12 protein-coding genes and 1 tRNA gene are annotated in these 15,117 nt (G+C 63.9%); 3 read left to right on the top strand and 10 right to left on the bottom strand.

The features are described 5' to 3' along the window. The first annotated feature begins 100 nt into the window (after positions 1-100). Positions 101-1,612, top strand: a complete 1,512-nt coding sequence (locus SALLO_RS16155; RefSeq protein ID WP_022835850.1) for a S10 family peptidase — start codon at positions 101-103, stop codon at positions 1,610-1,612. A 26-nt stretch (positions 1,613-1,638) separates the two neighbouring features. On the opposite strand, the gene SALLO_RS0108335 is transcribed toward SALLO_RS16155, so the two are convergent. The 7 genes from SALLO_RS0108335 to SALLO_RS0108305 all read right to left on the bottom strand — a co-directional run bounded on the left by SALLO_RS0108335 (position 1,639) and on the right by SALLO_RS0108305 (position 7,514). After that, entirely contained in the window at positions 1,639-2,316 is a 678-nt protein-coding gene (locus SALLO_RS0108335; protein WP_157621345.1) for a hypothetical protein, read from the bottom strand. A gap of 134 nt (positions 2,317-2,450) precedes the next feature. Next, complete coding sequence (gene ubiE / locus SALLO_RS0108330) at positions 2,451-3,182, bottom strand: bifunctional demethylmenaquinone methyltransferase/2-methoxy-6-polyprenyl-1,4-benzoquinol methylase UbiE (RefSeq protein ID WP_022835848.1); 732 nt, start codon at positions 3,180-3,182, stop codon at positions 2,451-2,453. 123 nt (positions 3,183-3,305) lie between these two features. Further along, on the bottom strand, positions 3,306-4,565 hold the full coding sequence (gene fabF, locus SALLO_RS0108325) for a beta-ketoacyl-ACP synthase II (protein ID WP_022835847.1): 1,260 nt from the start codon (positions 4,563-4,565) through the stop codon (positions 3,306-3,308). A 138-nt stretch (positions 4,566-4,703) separates the two neighbouring features. Further along, on the bottom strand, positions 4,704-4,943 hold the full coding sequence (locus SALLO_RS0108320; protein ID WP_022835846.1) for an acyl carrier protein: 240 nt from the start codon (positions 4,941-4,943) through the stop codon (positions 4,704-4,706). 163 nt (positions 4,944-5,106) lie between these two features. Next, entirely contained in the window at positions 5,107-6,201 is a 1,095-nt protein-coding gene (gene holA, locus SALLO_RS16150; protein ID WP_022835845.1) for a DNA polymerase III subunit delta, read from the bottom strand. A 12-nt stretch (positions 6,202-6,213) separates the two neighbouring features. Then, positions 6,214-6,741, bottom strand: a complete 528-nt coding sequence (locus tag SALLO_RS0108310) for a hypothetical protein (protein WP_022835844.1) — start codon at positions 6,739-6,741, stop codon at positions 6,214-6,216. 47 nt (positions 6,742-6,788) lie between these two features. Beyond that, entirely contained in the window at positions 6,789-7,514 is a 726-nt protein-coding gene (locus SALLO_RS0108305; RefSeq protein WP_022835843.1) for a NuoI/complex I 23 kDa subunit family protein, read from the bottom strand. A 260-nt stretch (positions 7,515-7,774) separates the two neighbouring features. Here SALLO_RS0108305 and SALLO_RS0108300 point away from each other — a divergent pair, with 260 nt between their 5' ends. Together SALLO_RS0108300 and SALLO_RS0108295 are read left to right on the top strand one after the other, a co-directional pair. Continuing rightward, positions 7,775-10,888 (top strand): PAS domain S-box protein, encoded by a 3,114-nt coding sequence (locus tag SALLO_RS0108300; RefSeq protein ID WP_022835842.1) that lies wholly within the window; start codon positions 7,775-7,777, stop codon positions 10,886-10,888. Positions 10,889-11,090: 202 nt separating this feature from the next. Beyond that, entirely contained in the window at positions 11,091-11,432 is a 342-nt protein-coding gene (locus tag SALLO_RS0108295) for a hypothetical protein (protein WP_157621341.1), read from the top strand. Positions 11,433-12,134: 702 nt separating this feature from the next. Here the strand turns inward: SALLO_RS0108295 and SALLO_RS0108290 are convergent. The 3 genes from SALLO_RS0108290 to SALLO_RS16140 form a co-directional block, all read right to left on the bottom strand. Continuing rightward, positions 12,135-12,208: transfer RNA gene (locus SALLO_RS0108290), tRNA-Val, on the bottom strand. An 82-nt stretch (positions 12,209-12,290) separates the two neighbouring features. Beyond that, positions 12,291-12,902, bottom strand: a complete 612-nt coding sequence (locus SALLO_RS16145) for an anti-sigma factor family protein (protein ID WP_022835840.1) — start codon at positions 12,900-12,902, stop codon at positions 12,291-12,293. A 115-nt stretch (positions 12,903-13,017) separates the two neighbouring features. Then, positions 13,018-15,108: a ComEA family DNA-binding protein gene (locus SALLO_RS16140; RefSeq protein ID WP_022835839.1), complete on the bottom strand. Its 2,091-nt coding sequence runs from the start codon at positions 15,106-15,108 to the stop codon at positions 13,018-13,020. Positions 15,109-15,117 lie beyond the last annotated feature (9 nt).

The following is a 15,117-nucleotide window of genomic DNA, read 5'->3' as shown; positions in this document are numbered from 1 at the left end:
CGTAACACCCACGTGCGGCTGACCCAGGGGCCGTTTCATTCGTCGGCTGCGGTTCCTATCTTGGCATCACTTCGTTCCGCTTCCTAACCTCGTTTGTTTTATGGTGCGTCGTGTACTGCTTAGCGTTGTTGGACTGTTCTGCCTCACGGGGCTCGTTGCCGCCCAGGCCCCCGACACCCTCAACGGGCCGCCGCTGTACCCCGACGAGCTGTCGGTGACCGAGCATCAGGTGACGGTGGATGGCGAAACGATTCGTTACACCGCGACCGCCGGGTATCTTCCGCTACGCCAAGAAGATGGCACGGTGCAGGCCTACGTGTTCTTTACCGCTTACACGCGCAACGACGCGACGGCCGCGCAGCGACCCATCACCTACGCCTTTAACGGCGGCCCGGGGTCGTCCTCGGTGTGGCTGCACATGGGCGCGCTGGGGCCGAAGCGGGTAGAGGCCGTGACGGGCAAAACGAACGCCACGCCCCCGCCCCACGGTGTGCAGGACAATCCGCACAGCTGGCTCAAGTTTACCGATCTGGTGTTCATCGATCCGGTCACCACCGGGTACAGCCGGGCGGCGAAGGGAACGGATGCCTCCGCGGCGTTTCATGGCGTAGAGGCCGATATTGCCTCGGTGGCGCGCTTCATTCGGCTGTACACCACGCGCTACGAGCGGTGGATCTCGCCGAAGTTTCTGGTGGGCGAAAGCTACGGCACCACGCGGGCCGCGGGCCTGGCCGAGACGCTTCAAGAGGATCATGGCATGTACCTGAACGGCATCACGCTGGTCTCCTCGGTGCTCAACTTTCAGGCCTACGACTTTAATGTGGGCAACGACCTGCCGTACGCCACCTACCTGCCCACCTACGCTGCCACGGCGCACTATCACAACGAGCTTCCGGCCGCGCAGCAGCAGAAGTCGCTGGATCAGCTTCTTGCCGACGCCGAGCGGTTTGCCATGAACGATTATACGCTGGCGCTGCGCAAAGGCGACCGACTGGCGGATGCGAAGCGGCAACAGATCGTCGATTCGCTACACGCCTACACCGGCTTGAGCCGGACGTTTATCGAGAACAGCAACCTGCGTATTCACGTCTTCGAGTTCTTTAAGGAGCTGCTGCGCGCGGAAGACCTGACGGTGGGGCGCTTTGACAGCCGGTTTACCGGCCGCGACCGCCGCAGCACCGGCGCAACGCCCGATTACGATCCGAGCTACGCCGTCATCCGCGGGGCGTACACCTCGGCGTTTAATCACTACGTACGCACCGAGCTGGGCTTCACCACCGACTTGCCGTACGAGATTCTGACGGGCCGCGTGTGGCCGTGGAGCTACGACACATCAGAAAATGAGTACCTGAACGTCGCCGAACGCCTCCGCTCCGCGATCCACAAAAATCCGGCCTTGCACGTGCATGTGGCCAGCGGGTACTACGACCTCGCCACGCCCTACTTTGCAAGCGATTACGTGCTAAACCACCTGCAACTTGCGGAGACGTACCAGGACAACATCAGCCGGAGTTACTACCGGGCGGGCCACATGATGTACCTGTACCAGCCGGCACTGGAGACGCTGCTTGAGAACGCAGAGGCGTTTTACCAGCAAGCCCTCCCGGAGTAACGTCGTACGGCGTTCCGCGCGGGGCGCTACTGACGAACAGCGCCCTGCGTGGAGCTTTCGGGCGGCAGAAGATCGTACCGGAATACGTACTCGTGGCCGCCCATTGGAACGTGGATTGCTAGCTTCTGATAGGCCATGTCGAATGGGGCATACACGAAGCCGGAGGCAACATTTCCGGACGATAGCGCGCGGCCTTCGAGAAGTGCAGAGTTGTTGCTCTCTGCCTCGCTGCCGCTAGATCCGTAGCTGCCCCGGTTATCCCGTGAAACCGTCCCGTAATTCTGTGCTTGTTTTCCCATGATGCCCCTGCTCATCTCAGCAGCCATTTGTGCATCCTGGATTGCATCATCGGCCGCAAGCCCCGGTACCTCAGATGCTGCGTAGGCCTGCAGGCGCTTTTCCTCTCCCGATGCTTTGCGAAGCACAATGTACATGTCTTGCGGATTCACCTGTACGGGCGAATCACTTTTGTTTTCAACAGCCAAATACCACTGGACGTAGGACGGTGTCGCTGCACGCATGCTAACCACGACCCGAACATCCTCCTTTTCCTGCTGGAGGTAGCTGTAGGGGCCCGTCATGCGATGACGCACATCCTCCGACTGATTGTTGCTTGGCATGATCACTTTGCCTGAGCTACCACATCCTGTTACCAGCAACAGCAGCGAAAGAAATCCAATAAGCTGAATATTACGTGTTTGCATAGCTATCAGAAAAACAGTTCCAGAAAACACTCCTCACCATTTTAATAAATGGGACAGTAACATTCAAGAATTTTTATCTCACGTCAGAGGATGAAGGCTTGTGTGCGCCAGCCCCAAACGCCTAGCACCTGTATCTATTGAGGGATACGGCCCTTATAGAGCGAAACGATGCCAAATGTGAGGGGCTGCCAGGCCACGTCAACAAAGCCAGCCGCCGCCATGCGTGCGAGGAAGTCGGGGCCGTCGGGGAAGGCGCGTACGGAGGCCGGGAGGTACTCGTAGGCGCTGCTGTCGCCGCTGATGGCGCCGCCAATGCGGGGCAGCACGTGCCGTGAGTAGGCGTCGTAGAGTTGCTTCATCGGGAAGCGGCGCGGGTGGCTGAACTCCAGCACGACGAGGGCGCCACCGGGTCGTATAACCCGTGCAATGCCGCGGAGGCCTGCTTCAAGGTCTTCGAAATTGCGGACGCCGAAGGCCACGAGGCCCGCGTCAAACGCATCGTCGGGCGCGGGGATCTGTTCGGCATCGCCCTGTACGAGGCGAATGCGGGGCGAAAGCCCGCGGCGACGGATCTTCTGGCGGCCCACGTCAAGCATCTGTGCCGAGAGATCGACGCCCACAACCTCACGGGGGTGCAGCCGCCGCTCGGCCATAATGGCCAGGTCGGCCGTGCCGGTGGCCACGTCGATGATACGGCTGTGCGGCTCGGTGGCCAGCCACTGGATGGCCCGGTAGCGCCAGTACTGATCGATCCCGAGGCTTAAGATGCGATTGAGCGCGTCGTAGCGGGGGGCAATCGCATCAAACATCGATTCCACCGCATGGGCTTTCCCATCAACTTCTCCAATGGGCGGTCGGGTAGGCATCGGGCAGCAAGATCATCCAGAGGTATAAGACCGCGCGATGCAACGGCGCGGCCAAGCAGGAGATTCTGCCCGCACGCTCTTCCATCAAGATGGTAAAGAAGCATGCGCTCGGGCAGTGTCGCATCAATCGGTAAAGCGGCGGAACGCTACCGAGGTGTTGTGCCCACCGAATCCAAAGGCATTGCTCAGCGCCACGTCCACCGTGCGTTCTTGCGGCTCGTTGAACGTGTAGTTGAGGTCGCAGGCCGGATCGGGCGCCTCGAAGTTGATGGTAGGCGGTACCACGTTATTTCGAATTGCAAGGATGGACGCGATAGCCTCGATGGCACCCGCAGCTCCGAGCAGGTGGCCCGTCATGCTTTTCGTCGAGGATACGTTCATGTCGTACGCATGGTCGCCAAAGACTTGCTTCAGCGCGCCGGTTTCGGCCGCATCGCCCAGTGGGGTCGAGGTGCCGTGTGCGTTCACGTAGTCGATGTCTTCGGGGTTGAGGCCCGCGCGCTCCATGGTGCGCTCTAGGGCCAGCCGCACGCCGCCGCCTTCGGGGTCGGGGGCGGTGAGGTGGTGCGCATCGGCCGACATGCCCACGCCCAGCACTTCGGCGTAGATGGTAGCACCGCGCGTTTTGGCGTGCTCCAGGTCTTCCAAGAACAATGCACCGGCGCCTTCGCCCATCACAAAGCCGTCGCGCTGCTTGTCGAACGGACGACTGGCGTGGGCCGGGTCGTCGTTGCGGGTGGAAAGCGCGCGCATCGAGGCGAAGCCCGCGATGCCCAGGCGCGTTACGCAGGCATCGGTACCGCCACACACGGCCCCGTCGATGTCGCCGTCGCGGATGAGGCGGTACGCATCGCCAATGTTGTGATTGCCCGTCGCGCACGCCGAAACGATGGCGTGGTTGGGCCCGCGAAAGCCGTGGGCCATCGCAATCTGGCCGCTGGCAATATCCGGAATGAGCATCGGGATGAAGAACGGCGAGACGCGGCGTTCGTCGTGCTCTACGAAATACTTCGTCTGGTCGTAGAACGCCTGCATGCCGCCAATGCCGCTGCCGTAGATGACCCCGATCTGGTCTTTGGTGTCCTGCGGCATCTGTTCAGTATCGAGGCCCGCATCACGCACGGCCTCATCGGCCGCTACAAGGGCGTATTGGCAAAACGGATCCATGCGCCGGACCTCTTTGGCATTGAGGTGCGCCTCGGCATCGAAATCTTTTAGCTCACAGGCAAACGTGGTGCGCAGGCCTTCGGGATCAAACGATTGGATGGTGGCTGCGCCGCTTCGGCCATTCATCAGCCCATCCCAGTAGTCTGCAACGGTGTTGCCAATAGGCGTTAAGGCGCCCATGCCCGTGACTACGACACGGCGGTTGGTGGAAGACATAGGAAAAACGTCAACAGGTCCACAAGTTTAGCAAAGGAACCGCATGCACAGGCATACGGCCCAATATACCGAACCCGGCAAGCCATCACGCCCACAGGCGCCTCGCTCGCCGGGTTTGGCACACAGCCCAAAGGGGGCTTACGCAGCGTTTTCTTCGAGGTAGTCGATTGCGTCGCCCACCGTCGCGATCTTTTCGGCGTCCTCATCCGGAATCTTGATGCCAAATTCCTTCTCAAACTCCATGATGAGTTCGACGTTGTCGAGCGAGTCGGCGCCCAGATCGTTCGTGAACGATGCGTCGCGCTCAACATCGGCTTCGTCTACGCCGAGCTTCTCGACAATGATCGACTTGACTGATCCTTCGATATCGTTAGCCATAAGGGCTACCTCTGGTTGATAGGGAATGTACGGTGTGAATGCTTGTGCCATCTGTAGCACACACCCGGCAGCGTCGACCGTTCCGTATGACGGGGCTGCGCAGGGGGCGTGAGACAGTGACGAATCAGTCAAACGTACGCGTGCGGCGCGTGAGAAGCAATGCCTAGCCGCCCCTTGACGCAGACTTTGCACGCGAGCGCGTGCGGGGAGCATCGGGGATCAGTTGGCGGAGGAGGAGCGCTAAGATCAATTTAGGATCGTGGCTGCTGCCGCCTTTTAGCTCGTAGTCGGCGGCGAGGAGGGCGCGGTAGCTCCGTTCGATGGCGCGGTAGCTGTAGCGCCGCGCGGCTTGTACGTACTCGGGGGCAAAATACGGCGGGACGCCAATGTACTTTGCCACGTCGTATTTTGACGTGGGGGCGTCGTCGGCTTGCAGCTTCCAGAGCTTGTCGATGTAGGCGCTGAGGATGGCGACAATTTTGAGTGCTTCGCCGCGCGGGTTGTTGGCTTGCTGCAGCATCCGGTCGGCGGTGGCGTGGGCCGCGCGCAGTTTTCCTTCGCCCACTTGGCTTTGCAGGTCGAACACGTTGGCCTCGCGCGTTTGGCCGCTGGCCGTGAGCACATCGTCGTCGGTGATGCGCGTGCGGTCGCCGGCGTAGGTAACGAGCTTTTCGACTTCGCTGGCCATCGCCTGCAGGTCGTTGCCCACATAGTCGGCAAGCATTTGCAGGGCCTGCGGGCTAATCTCGCGGCCCTCGTCGCGCACAAAGCGCTGAATCCACTGCGGAACCTCGCGGTCGTACAGCGACCGAAACTCGGCCCACGTGGCGTGTTTTTTGAGCGCTCGGTACGGGTGGGCCGATAGGTTGGGGCGCTTGGTGCAGGCCAGCAGCACCACGGCGTGCGGATTGGGGTGCTGGGCGTACGCCTTAAAGCGTTCCTTGAATTGGTCGCGGTTGGTGCTGCTCAGCCCGGTGCCCACTTGTTCAAACTCGCGCACGACCACCACGCGGCGCTCGGCCATTACGGGGTAGCCCTGGCAAAGCGCAAGGAGCTGCGCGGGCGTCGCGTCGGAGCCGTAGACGATGTCGAGGTTGAAGTCGTGCTGCGCCGGGGGCAGCGCGTGCTCAATCAGCAGCTCCTGCAGGCGTTCGATGAGGTACCCTTCGTCGCCGTAGAAGAAGTACAGCGGATCGAAGTTTTGATGCCGGAAGGCGGTGGCGAGGTCGTCGTACGACGCGCCGGTGTTTTTTGCCATAAGAAGCGTGGGCTACGCGTCGGTGGCAGAGAGGTCGGCCTCGTGGAGGCGCTGCGCGAGCTCGCGGAGGCAGTCGATGTCGTCTTGCACCATGGCGCGCACGAGGGTAAACAGCGTGTGCGTGGTGTCGTGCAAGCGGGCAGTGCGGGTCCATTGCGGTGTGGCGATGGCGTCGAGGCGCTCCACGAGGGCACGGCGTTCGCGCTGCACGGCATCCAAGATGGCAGGCAGCGGCTCGTCGTTCCACCCCGCCGCGCGCGCTAGGTCCGCCCGGTTGGCGGGGGCAAGCACCGGTGAATCCTCGGCGAGGAGGCGTTCGATACGCGGGCCGCGCACATCCGCGTCGAGGGTGGCAAAGCTGCCGTACACCTCGTGCATCGAGAGGGCGTCGGGGGTGGGCCGGCCGGTTTGGACGGCCGGCGGCAGCACATCGAGCATGGGCCGCAGCGCCTCAACCTCATCGATGAGATGAGCCATCTGGGCGATCAGGGCCTCGCGCGCCTCGGTTGGGTTCGGCGGCGGATCCGGAGGGGTAGGCATAAGCCGTAGCGATTAGCAAACAGCGACGGGTGCAGGGGCGCAACGCGCTAGGCCGGGGCGTGCTCGGAGGCCGGAGGCCCTTGCAGGTCTTGGCCGCTGCCCCACGACTGCTCGCCACTGGTGGCCGACCGGTCGTCGCGCAGGTGCGTCGTTTCGAGCTCGTCCATGCCCTCGTCGGCCAGCCAATCCAGGAAGTGCTGGTCCTTTACGCTGTGCAGGTTGTTGTCTTTTTGGAACGACCACTCCTCGCCAAACTGCTGGTTCTTGTACTGGTCGAGGTACTCCAGCCGGTCTTGCAATTGCTCTTTGGGCTGCAAGAGGCGCTCTAAGCCAAAGATGGCCTCGTCGCGGCTCTGGAACGTCAGGTCGTATTCCTTCGACATGACGATGGCCTCCTCGGGGCACACTTCCTCGCAGAAGCCGCAGTAGATGCAGCGGAGCATGTTGATCTCGAACCACTCCGGCTCGCGCTCCTTCACGTTGTCCACTTCGCGGCTCTGCATCGAGATGGCCATGGGCGGGCAGGCGCGGGCGCAGAGGTTGCACGACACGCAGCGCGGCCGCCCCTCTTCTTCCACGAGCACCGGGCGCCCCCGGTAGCTGTCCGGCGGATACCACTGCTCCTCGGGGTATTCGACCGTGTAGCTCTCTTCGTTGGCAATTTTGTTTAGCGAGAAGCCCAAGCCTTTGAACAATTCCGGGACGTAGAGCTTCTCCCAGAAATTTAGTTCGCGCTCGTTTTCTTTTCGCGTGTTGCTGGGCGTACCAGGCATGGATGTAGACGTTCGTGCGCAAAGGATGGCATGTAGCTCTATATACACGTTCCGTGAAGCCCTTTGGGTTCCCGTAGCGCAGGGCGGGGACGTCAAAAGCTGAAAAAGACCCCGTTGGCGTGTGGCTAAATGCACCAACGGTGGATGGCAGTTGAGGCCGTGATGCCTACTCTATGCTGTTTGCAGCGGGACAGGACTGTTGTGGGGCATACCGTTCGTCCCATATATTGCAGCGTCGTTACCAACGAAATGAAAACAGCATGGAAGCGGAAGCCTCCGACATTGCAGGCGGATTGGGGCAGGGGGCGCCCTTGGAGCGCCTTGTGCGCCTCACGCACCACGCGGCCCGCGCCGAAGGGGCGTTTGTGGCGGTGCGGTACGAGGGGCAGTACCACGTGCTGGCCGCAACGGGGCGCGCGCCTACCGAGGCGTGGGCTGCCGACGATCCGTGGATGCGTGCGCTAGAAGCGACACCGGAGGCGCCGGTGGTGCGCACGGCATCTGCGGTGTGGGATGCTGCGCCAACGGTGCGTTGCCTTGTGGGCCAGCGGGCCGAGCATCAGTACGTGCTTGCGGTAACCTACGCGGCCGAGCCCACGGCGGAAGCGATCGAGGCCGCGCAGCACGCCATCCGCGACGGTGCTGTGCTGCTCGACGCGCTCGACGAGGCGCCGGCGCGCTACCGGCTGCTCTTCGAGAAAAATCCGCTGCCGATGTGGGTGTACGATCGCGATACGCTGCGCTTCTTGGCCGTAAATGACGCGGCGGTTGAAACGTACGGGTATAGCCGCGCGGACTTTCGGGAGATGACGCTCTACGACCTGCGGCCGTCCGATGAACGGGCGCGCCTCGATGCGAACCTCGCGGAGGAACGCCCGGCGCGCGAGCGGAGCGGGCCGTGGCGGCACCGCACGCGCGACGGCACCATGCGCTATGTCGATATCGTCTCGCATACCCTCACCTTCAAAAGCCGCCCGGCGGTGCTGGTGTCCGTTCACGATGTCACGGCCCAGCACCAGGCCCACCGGGCCTTGCAGGAGCGCGAAGAGTACCTGGAGGTTACGCTTCAATCCATTGGCGACGCCGTCATTACCACCGACGCCGAGGGGCACGTGCGGCGCATGAACCCGCAGGCTGAGGCCCTCACGGGGTGGACGGCCGACGAAGCGAAAGGGCAGCCCCTCACCACCGTCTTCCATATCATCAACGACGAGACGCGCACGCGGGCAGCCAATCCGGTGGCAGAGGTAATTGCGAGCGGCCACACCGTGAGCCTAGCCAACGGCACCATCCTGATTGCGCGGGACGGAACCGAGCATCGCATTGCCGATAGCGCTGCGCCCATTGCGGCTACGGGCGAGCCGCTGCGGGGCGTGGTGCTCGTCTTTCGTGATGTAACGAGCGACTACGCGCAGGAGGAGGCCCTGCGTCAGAGCCGCGCGCTATTGGAAGAGGCCCAAGCCATTGCGCATACCGGCAGCTTTCGACTCGACCTGCAGGCCCGCACCATCACCCTCTCACGCGAGGGCGGCCGCCTCTTTCAGATGCCGCCCAACACCCCACATCCGCTTGCCCAATTTAGCGAGCGCATCCACCCCGAGGACCTGGATACCGTACGTACGCTACTGGCCTCGCTGGAGGGCGGCGAGGAAAGCTACGACATCACCTACCGCATTGTGCAGCCCGAGGGCAGTGTCCGCTGGGTGCGATCGCGGGGGCGTATGTTGGAAAATGTACAGGGGCAGCCCGCAACCATTGTTGGCATTGCCACGGATGTGACCGAGCGGCGGGCGCGCGAAGCCGCAGCGCAACGCTTTGGCCGCTTGCTCGAAGCCTCCATCAACGAGATTTACTTCTTTCGTGCCGACACCTACACCTTTGTTGATGTCAGCCGCGGCGCGCTTGAAAACCTGGGGTACACGCTCGACGAGCTGCGCTCGATGACCCCGGCCGACATGACGCCGTTCGACCGGGACGGCCTCGATGCGCTCTTTCAGCCCTTGCGCGAGGGCACCGCGGAGCAGGTAGCCATTGAAACGCGGCACATTCGCCGCGACGGCAGCAGCTATCCCGTCGATATTCGCCTGCAACTTTCCGAAAAGGAAGATCCGCCCCTGTTTGTGGCCATCGGACTGGATGCCACCGAGCGGCTGGAGGCGCAAGCACAGCAGATGCACGCCCTGCACCGCATCCAAACGCTGCACAGCATTGGCCGGGCCGTGCTCTCGGCCGCGTCGATTGAGGCCATTGCCGAGGCGGCCTTGCAGCGCCTCACGCACCTGGTGTCGCACGTGCGCTCTAGCGTGGTAACGTACGACGCCGCGCGCGATGTGGCCACCATCCGCGCCGTGCGTGGGCATGAGGCCCCGCAGCTTGCATCCGGCGCGCAACCGTCGCTCGCTTCGTTCCGCGGCGCCCGGGCACTCCAGCGCGACACCGTGCGCTACGTGCGCGACCTGGAGGCCGCCGACCGAACCGCTGCCGAAGACCGCCTGCTGGCGGCCGGGCTACGGTCGTACATTCAGGCCCCGTTGCTTGTGGAAGACAACGTCATCGGGTCGCTCAACATCGCAGCCCAACGCCCCGATGCGTTCAGCGCCGTGGATCGTACCGTGACGCTTGAGGTGGCCGACATGCTTGCGCTGGCCATCAAACAGGCGCGCTACGAGAAACAGCTGATTCGTGCAAAGGAAACCGCCGAAACGATGAATCGGCTCAAGACAACCTTTTTGGCCAACATGAGCCACGAAATCCGCACCCCGCTCACCTCCATCATTGGCTTCTCGGAAGTCATCGGCGACGACCCGTCGGCCGCGGCGACCTACGCCCCGGTCATTCACCGCAGCGGCCGGCGCCTGTTGCGCACGCTCAACTCGGTGCTCGACTTCGCGCAGCTTGAAGCGGGCGCCTTCACGCACGCGCCGGTCGCGCTCAACGTAACAGCGCTGGCCGAGCAGGTGCTCGACGACTTCCGCCCCGATGCGCGCCACAAAAACCTGACGCTTTCCCTGGTTGCCGAGGGGCCCGTAGAAGCGCGGCTCGACGAGCGAGCGCTGGAGCGCGTGCTTGTCAACCTGATTGCCAATGCCATCAAGTTTACGCCCGAAGGAAGCGTCACCGTTTCGGTAACGACCCCCGACGACGCGCACGTTTCCATCGCGGTACGCGACACGGGCGTGGGCATCGATCCGTCGTTCCTGCCCGACGTATTCAACGAGTTTCAGCAGGAGTCGAGCGGCAACACGCGGCAGTTTGAGGGCAGCGGGCTGGGGCTCACCATCACCAAGCGGCTCGTGGAGCTGATGGGCGGCACCATTGCGGTGGAAAGCACGAAAGGCCAAGGGGCGACGTTCACGGTTACGCTGCCCACGTAGCCTGCCGCGGCGGTGGGGGCGCGCCGCCCTTTGGGGACAGGCGTGGGCGCTTGGGGGTGGCGGGTGTAACCTTACGTGCGGCCCATACGTGGAGACGGGTGAACATGCAAGCGCGCGCTTTGCGGTTCGATGCGACGCACCAACGGGTGGCATCCGAACGGTGCGTGGCGCCGCCTACCACGGACCAGAACCGAACAGACCCATGCGACCGTCTAAGCATTTTTTGATTGGTAACTTTCTCACCGCGTACCTCCCCATGCTGCGCCCGCCGCAGCAGCCCCTCGACGATGCCGGCTTTGCCGCGGGCGACTTGGCACGCCGCCTCAAGGCCCGCTCGCGGAAGCGTGCGCGCCGCCGCACACGCCACGCGCTGCTCACCCAGGCCACGTTTGTGCTGGCGCTGCTGCTGGCCCTGGCGGCGGTATCGTGGCCGCCCGCCCCCCGCGCAGCCACGGCAGACGCAGCCATCGAGCGTTCGGTGCCCGCGGCCCCCGCGGCGGTTACGGCGCCTGCGGCCGAATCCGAAGCGCGCACCGCATCGTGAGGTCGTGCATCGGGCGATGTGGTTTCATCATACAGCGGCCGCCGGGGATGGCGGCCGCTTTTTTGTGACGTTGCACGCCATTAGGTGGCGCAGCCCTGCTTCGACGCCTAACGAGTGGAAGCCGCGTCACGAATGAGCCGCATCCGAACGCCCAAAGGCTCCTCAAAAATAGTAGCAGCTGGGCATGCAGGGGGCGCTCGCCGCATCGTCTGGGAGATTCTGACTACAAAAGCTTGGGTTGGGGAAAAGTGTTGTCACCCCGTCCAGTCGTCCAAGCGCTCGGTTGGCCCGCTCGATGCGTTCATAATCCGCGCTTGTAAAGGCAATCTTGGGATCGGAAGGTAGGGGCGCTGGAATGAACGCGCAGACGGACTCGCCGGCAGTCGTGGAGTCGGCGCAGCGTCCTGCACGGTTCTCCATGACAAATACTTTTCGTTAGCGACCAAAATGGATGTCTAAGTAAAAATAAGCCATTAACATTTACTTGGAGAATAGAGTTGGGTTTGCGATGCTCTTTTCTGCCGAGCACCACATCCACCATACTGCACCGATGCCAGTTTGTCTTACCAATGGGCATGCAAGCGACCTTCGATGACGAAGGGGTTCGCTCATAATCACCCGGGGCCCGCGACCAACCAACGCCAAGATGAGGCATGGATCGGATATAGCTCAGGCGGAGCAAAGAAGGGAGAAGCGCAGATGTGGGCCCTCCTGGATTCGAACCAGGGACCTCTCGCGTGTGAGGCGAGCGCTCTAAACCACTGAGCTAAGAGCCCATCAGAAGAAATGCGGTGCTATGCAATGCCCGGCCGGCTGCATGGTGCCCGGCGCTCTATCAAGAACGCGCAAAAGTAGCGGCTACGGGCGCGCCGGCGTGAGCAGCAGGGTGCGCGTCGAGTCGTACGAGCGAACGGTATGAACCGCAGGCGTGCGGCGCGGCATGGGGCGGCGGGCCGTGCGTAGCGGCTGTAGGCCCGACGCGGCGTTGCGCGGCGCGGGCGTCCAGGCGGGGGCGGTGGGAGCCACGGGTGCAACCAGTGTGGCTTCCGGACGCGCCGCCCGCGGATGGTCCGGGAGGCCAATGAGCCCCACAAACACGCCCAGCACCAATGCAAGGGCTACCGAGGAGGCCACGCCGGCGGTCCAGGCCGGGTGGGCCGACAAAAACTCGTGCGACGACTGCCCGGAACGCAACAGCTCGCACTCTACCGTGCGGCAGATGCGGGCCTGCGCGCGCTGCGAGGCGGCCTTGGTGCAGCGGCACCGCTGCAGGAGCTGGCGGGTTGCCTTCAAGTCCTCAATGTGCGCCTTCAGCTGCGGATCAGCGTCAACGTATTGCTCAAAGATGCGGCGCTGCGCCGGTGGCATAGTGCCGTCTACGTACTCACAGAGCCACTCATCCAGCCATTCATACGATGCGTCGTCGTCATCCGACGCGCCGAAGCTGGCGAAATCATCGGGTTGGGTCATGGGATCGCCGTTTCAAGCACGACCGATTGGACATGCGCCATTGCAAATTACGAGGTCTCAACGCATGGCAAGCAACGGGGTTCGCGCCGTGAGCAGAAAGGCCGGCACGCGCCGCCTACGAGGGGCCAAACGTCCAACGCACCTGTAGGCCTACGCTGCGCAGGCGCTGCCCCGGCGTTTCGTTGAGGCCCGAGCCGATGCTGCGCACGTTGCGGTAGCGCGTGACGCCATACTTGGCCTCGATGGTGAGGTCCGACCATGGGCGCGCGCGGACGAGCAGATACGTCCGGTGGCCCTCTCCAAAAAAGGCGGGCACCGAAAAGGCGTAGAGCAGATCGCGCTCGTAGGCAAAGATGCGGCTGGCGTAGTCATCGGTGTCGAAGGCGGCCACGCGGGCGTCGAGGCGAAGCCACGGGGTGGCCTGCCACGTCACATCCTGATAGAGCAGCAGCCCGTATTGCGTGTGCCCTTGTTCGTGCACGCGCTTGCCTTCAAGGCGTGTGCGCAGCTCCAGCGTTTCGCTAAAGGCGTAGCGCGCGTGCCACCGCACCGATTGCCGAATGCGCGGCGTTACGCCATCCAAGAGGCCCTGCGGGGCGGGCACGTCGGTGCCCACGCCTTTGCGCTCGTGGCGCAGCTGCACGTAGTGCGTAAGCCATTGGAAGGGTTCGTGCGTGAGGACCAGGCGGGCGTCGTAGCCGCTCGTGGGACGGGGCACAGCAAACCGCAGCCACGGAAAGCGAAACTGATCGACCGCTGCGGCAAGGGTCCAGCGCGGCGTGAGCGGCACGCGGAGGCCCAGGTATACGCCGGTTTCGTTTTGGGTGGCGCCGTTGCGCTCGCCAAAGGCGTAGCCGTGGAGGCTCGTAAAGCGACGTGGATAGTGACGTGCCATCACGAGGGCATCGAGGCGGCGGGGGATGGATACCGCCGCGCCGGCAATGCCGCCCCAATGGCCGCGCGGGCTGCGGGCGATTTCTCCGAGCACGGTGTAGGAGCCCCAGGTGGCATGCCCGAAGGTCGTGAGCATCGTGGCGCGGTCGCCCTGAAAGTCGAAGCGCTCATACGGTTGATCGGCGCCGCCCAGAGAGGCACCAAACCGCGTGTGGTATCCCGCCGCCCCCACCTGTCCCCACGCCGGGTTCCAGGTGATGGCCCCGCCCCACAGGGTCTCGCGGAGCGCGTCTTTGCGGGCGAGCTCGCTGGTCGTGCGGTGCAGGCCGCCAATGGGCAGGCTGGTAGCGACGGCGGTTGCGGTGGTGTCGGGGGCATCGAGCGATGCATCGAGCGTGCGCCGCGAGGCCCATCCAGAAAGGGAGAGGGTTGGCGAAAGCGCTACGGTGGCGGCGAGGCCCCGAAGGAAGCGATTCTCGGCGGTTGAGCCGGAGGCCGAGAGGCCGTCGCCCTGCCGCAGGAGCGGCTCCACCGGCGCCCGCCCCTTTCCGAACGCCATGCCGCGCCACAGCGCCACACCTTGCCCGAAGGCGGCCGTGTAGTCGCCCACAATGAGGGTGCGCAGGCGGCCCCAATTGCGCAGGGCCAGGGCGGCGCCCGCATGATCGTAGCCGTACGTGCGCGTCGCCGGGTTCCAGCCAAACGCCTCGCCGGGATCCTTGTCGAGCGTAAGGCGCGCGCTCAGGTGCGAACCGACCTGCAGACGGAGGCGCGTGAGCAGCCGCGCGGGACCGCCCCGAAACGTACGGCGCGTCGAGTCGGGGCGGTAGCCGCGGCCCAGGTCGAGGCGGCGGCTGTAGCGCTGCATGACCGTCCCCTCTACGGGGCCCACAAGGGTGCGCCACGCCGGCCAGGCAAGCGACGCGGTCGTTGGGGACGCGTCTCGTGCGGCGCGAAGGTACGGACGCGCCCGGTACAGCACCCGGGGCGTTAGGCCGGGCACGCGCAGCAGGCTGTCAAGGGCCGGAAAGGGGCCGTAGCGCCGGCGGTTGTTTACGATGCGCTGGGCCAGGGCCGGCGTGAGCGCCGGAATGGCACTGAGCGCGGCGGCGGTCGCCTGGTTGACGTCGCGCGGATGGGCGGCGAGCATCATCAGGCGTTCGGCCAGCTGTGTGGGGGTCTCGCTGGTCTGTTCGGCCAACGTCCCGGCGGCCGCGTCGAGGGTGCGGGCAGGAACGTCGGTCGTATCGGCCGGCTGGGCCGCACAGGGGGCAGCAAGCAAGACGAGAAGCGCGAGGGTCGCGTAGCGCATGGCAAGCAA

This window comes from Salisaeta longa DSM 21114, assembly GCF_000419585.1.
Lineage (GTDB): Bacteria > Bacteroidota > Rhodothermia > Rhodothermales > Salinibacteraceae > Salisaeta > Salisaeta longa.
This window is presented reverse-complemented; position numbering and strand designations above follow the sequence as displayed.

Excerpts from the sequence above, each read along its gene's own strand:
- SALLO_RS16145 (WP_022835840.1), bottom strand. The coding sequence starts at position 12,902 with ATGACCCAACCCGATGATTTCGCCAGCTTCGGCGCGTCGGATGACGAC.
- SALLO_RS0108300 (WP_022835842.1), top strand. The coding sequence starts at position 7,775 with ATGGAAGCGGAAGCCTCCGACATTGCAGGCGGATTGGGGCAGGGGGCG.
- SALLO_RS16155 (WP_022835850.1), top strand. The coding sequence starts at position 101 with ATGGTGCGTCGTGTACTGCTTAGCGTTGTTGGACTGTTCTGCCTCACG.
- fabF (WP_022835847.1), bottom strand. The coding sequence starts at position 4,565 with ATGTCTTCCACCAACCGCCGTGTCGTAGTCACGGGCATGGGCGCCTTA.
- SALLO_RS0108310 (WP_022835844.1), bottom strand. The coding sequence starts at position 6,741 with ATGCCTACCCCTCCGGATCCGCCGCCGAACCCAACCGAGGCGCGCGAG.
- SALLO_RS0108320 (WP_022835846.1), bottom strand. The coding sequence starts at position 4,943 with ATGGCTAACGATATCGAAGGATCAGTCAAGTCGATCATTGTCGAGAAG.
- holA (WP_022835845.1), bottom strand. The coding sequence starts at position 6,201 with ATGGCAAAAAACACCGGCGCGTCGTACGACGACCTCGCCACCGCCTTC.
- SALLO_RS0108295 (WP_157621341.1), top strand. The coding sequence starts at position 11,091 with ATGCGACCGTCTAAGCATTTTTTGATTGGTAACTTTCTCACCGCGTAC.
- SALLO_RS0108335 (WP_157621345.1), bottom strand. The coding sequence starts at position 2,316 with ATGCAAACACGTAATATTCAGCTTATTGGATTTCTTTCGCTGCTGTTG.
- ubiE (WP_022835848.1), bottom strand. The coding sequence starts at position 3,182 with ATGCCTACCCGACCGCCCATTGGAGAAGTTGATGGGAAAGCCCATGCG.
- SALLO_RS16140 (WP_022835839.1), bottom strand. The coding sequence starts at position 15,108 with ATGCGCTACGCGACCCTCGCGCTTCTCGTCTTGCTTGCTGCCCCCTGT.
- SALLO_RS0108305 (WP_022835843.1), bottom strand. The coding sequence starts at position 7,514 with ATGCCTGGTACGCCCAGCAACACGCGAAAAGAAAACGAGCGCGAACTA.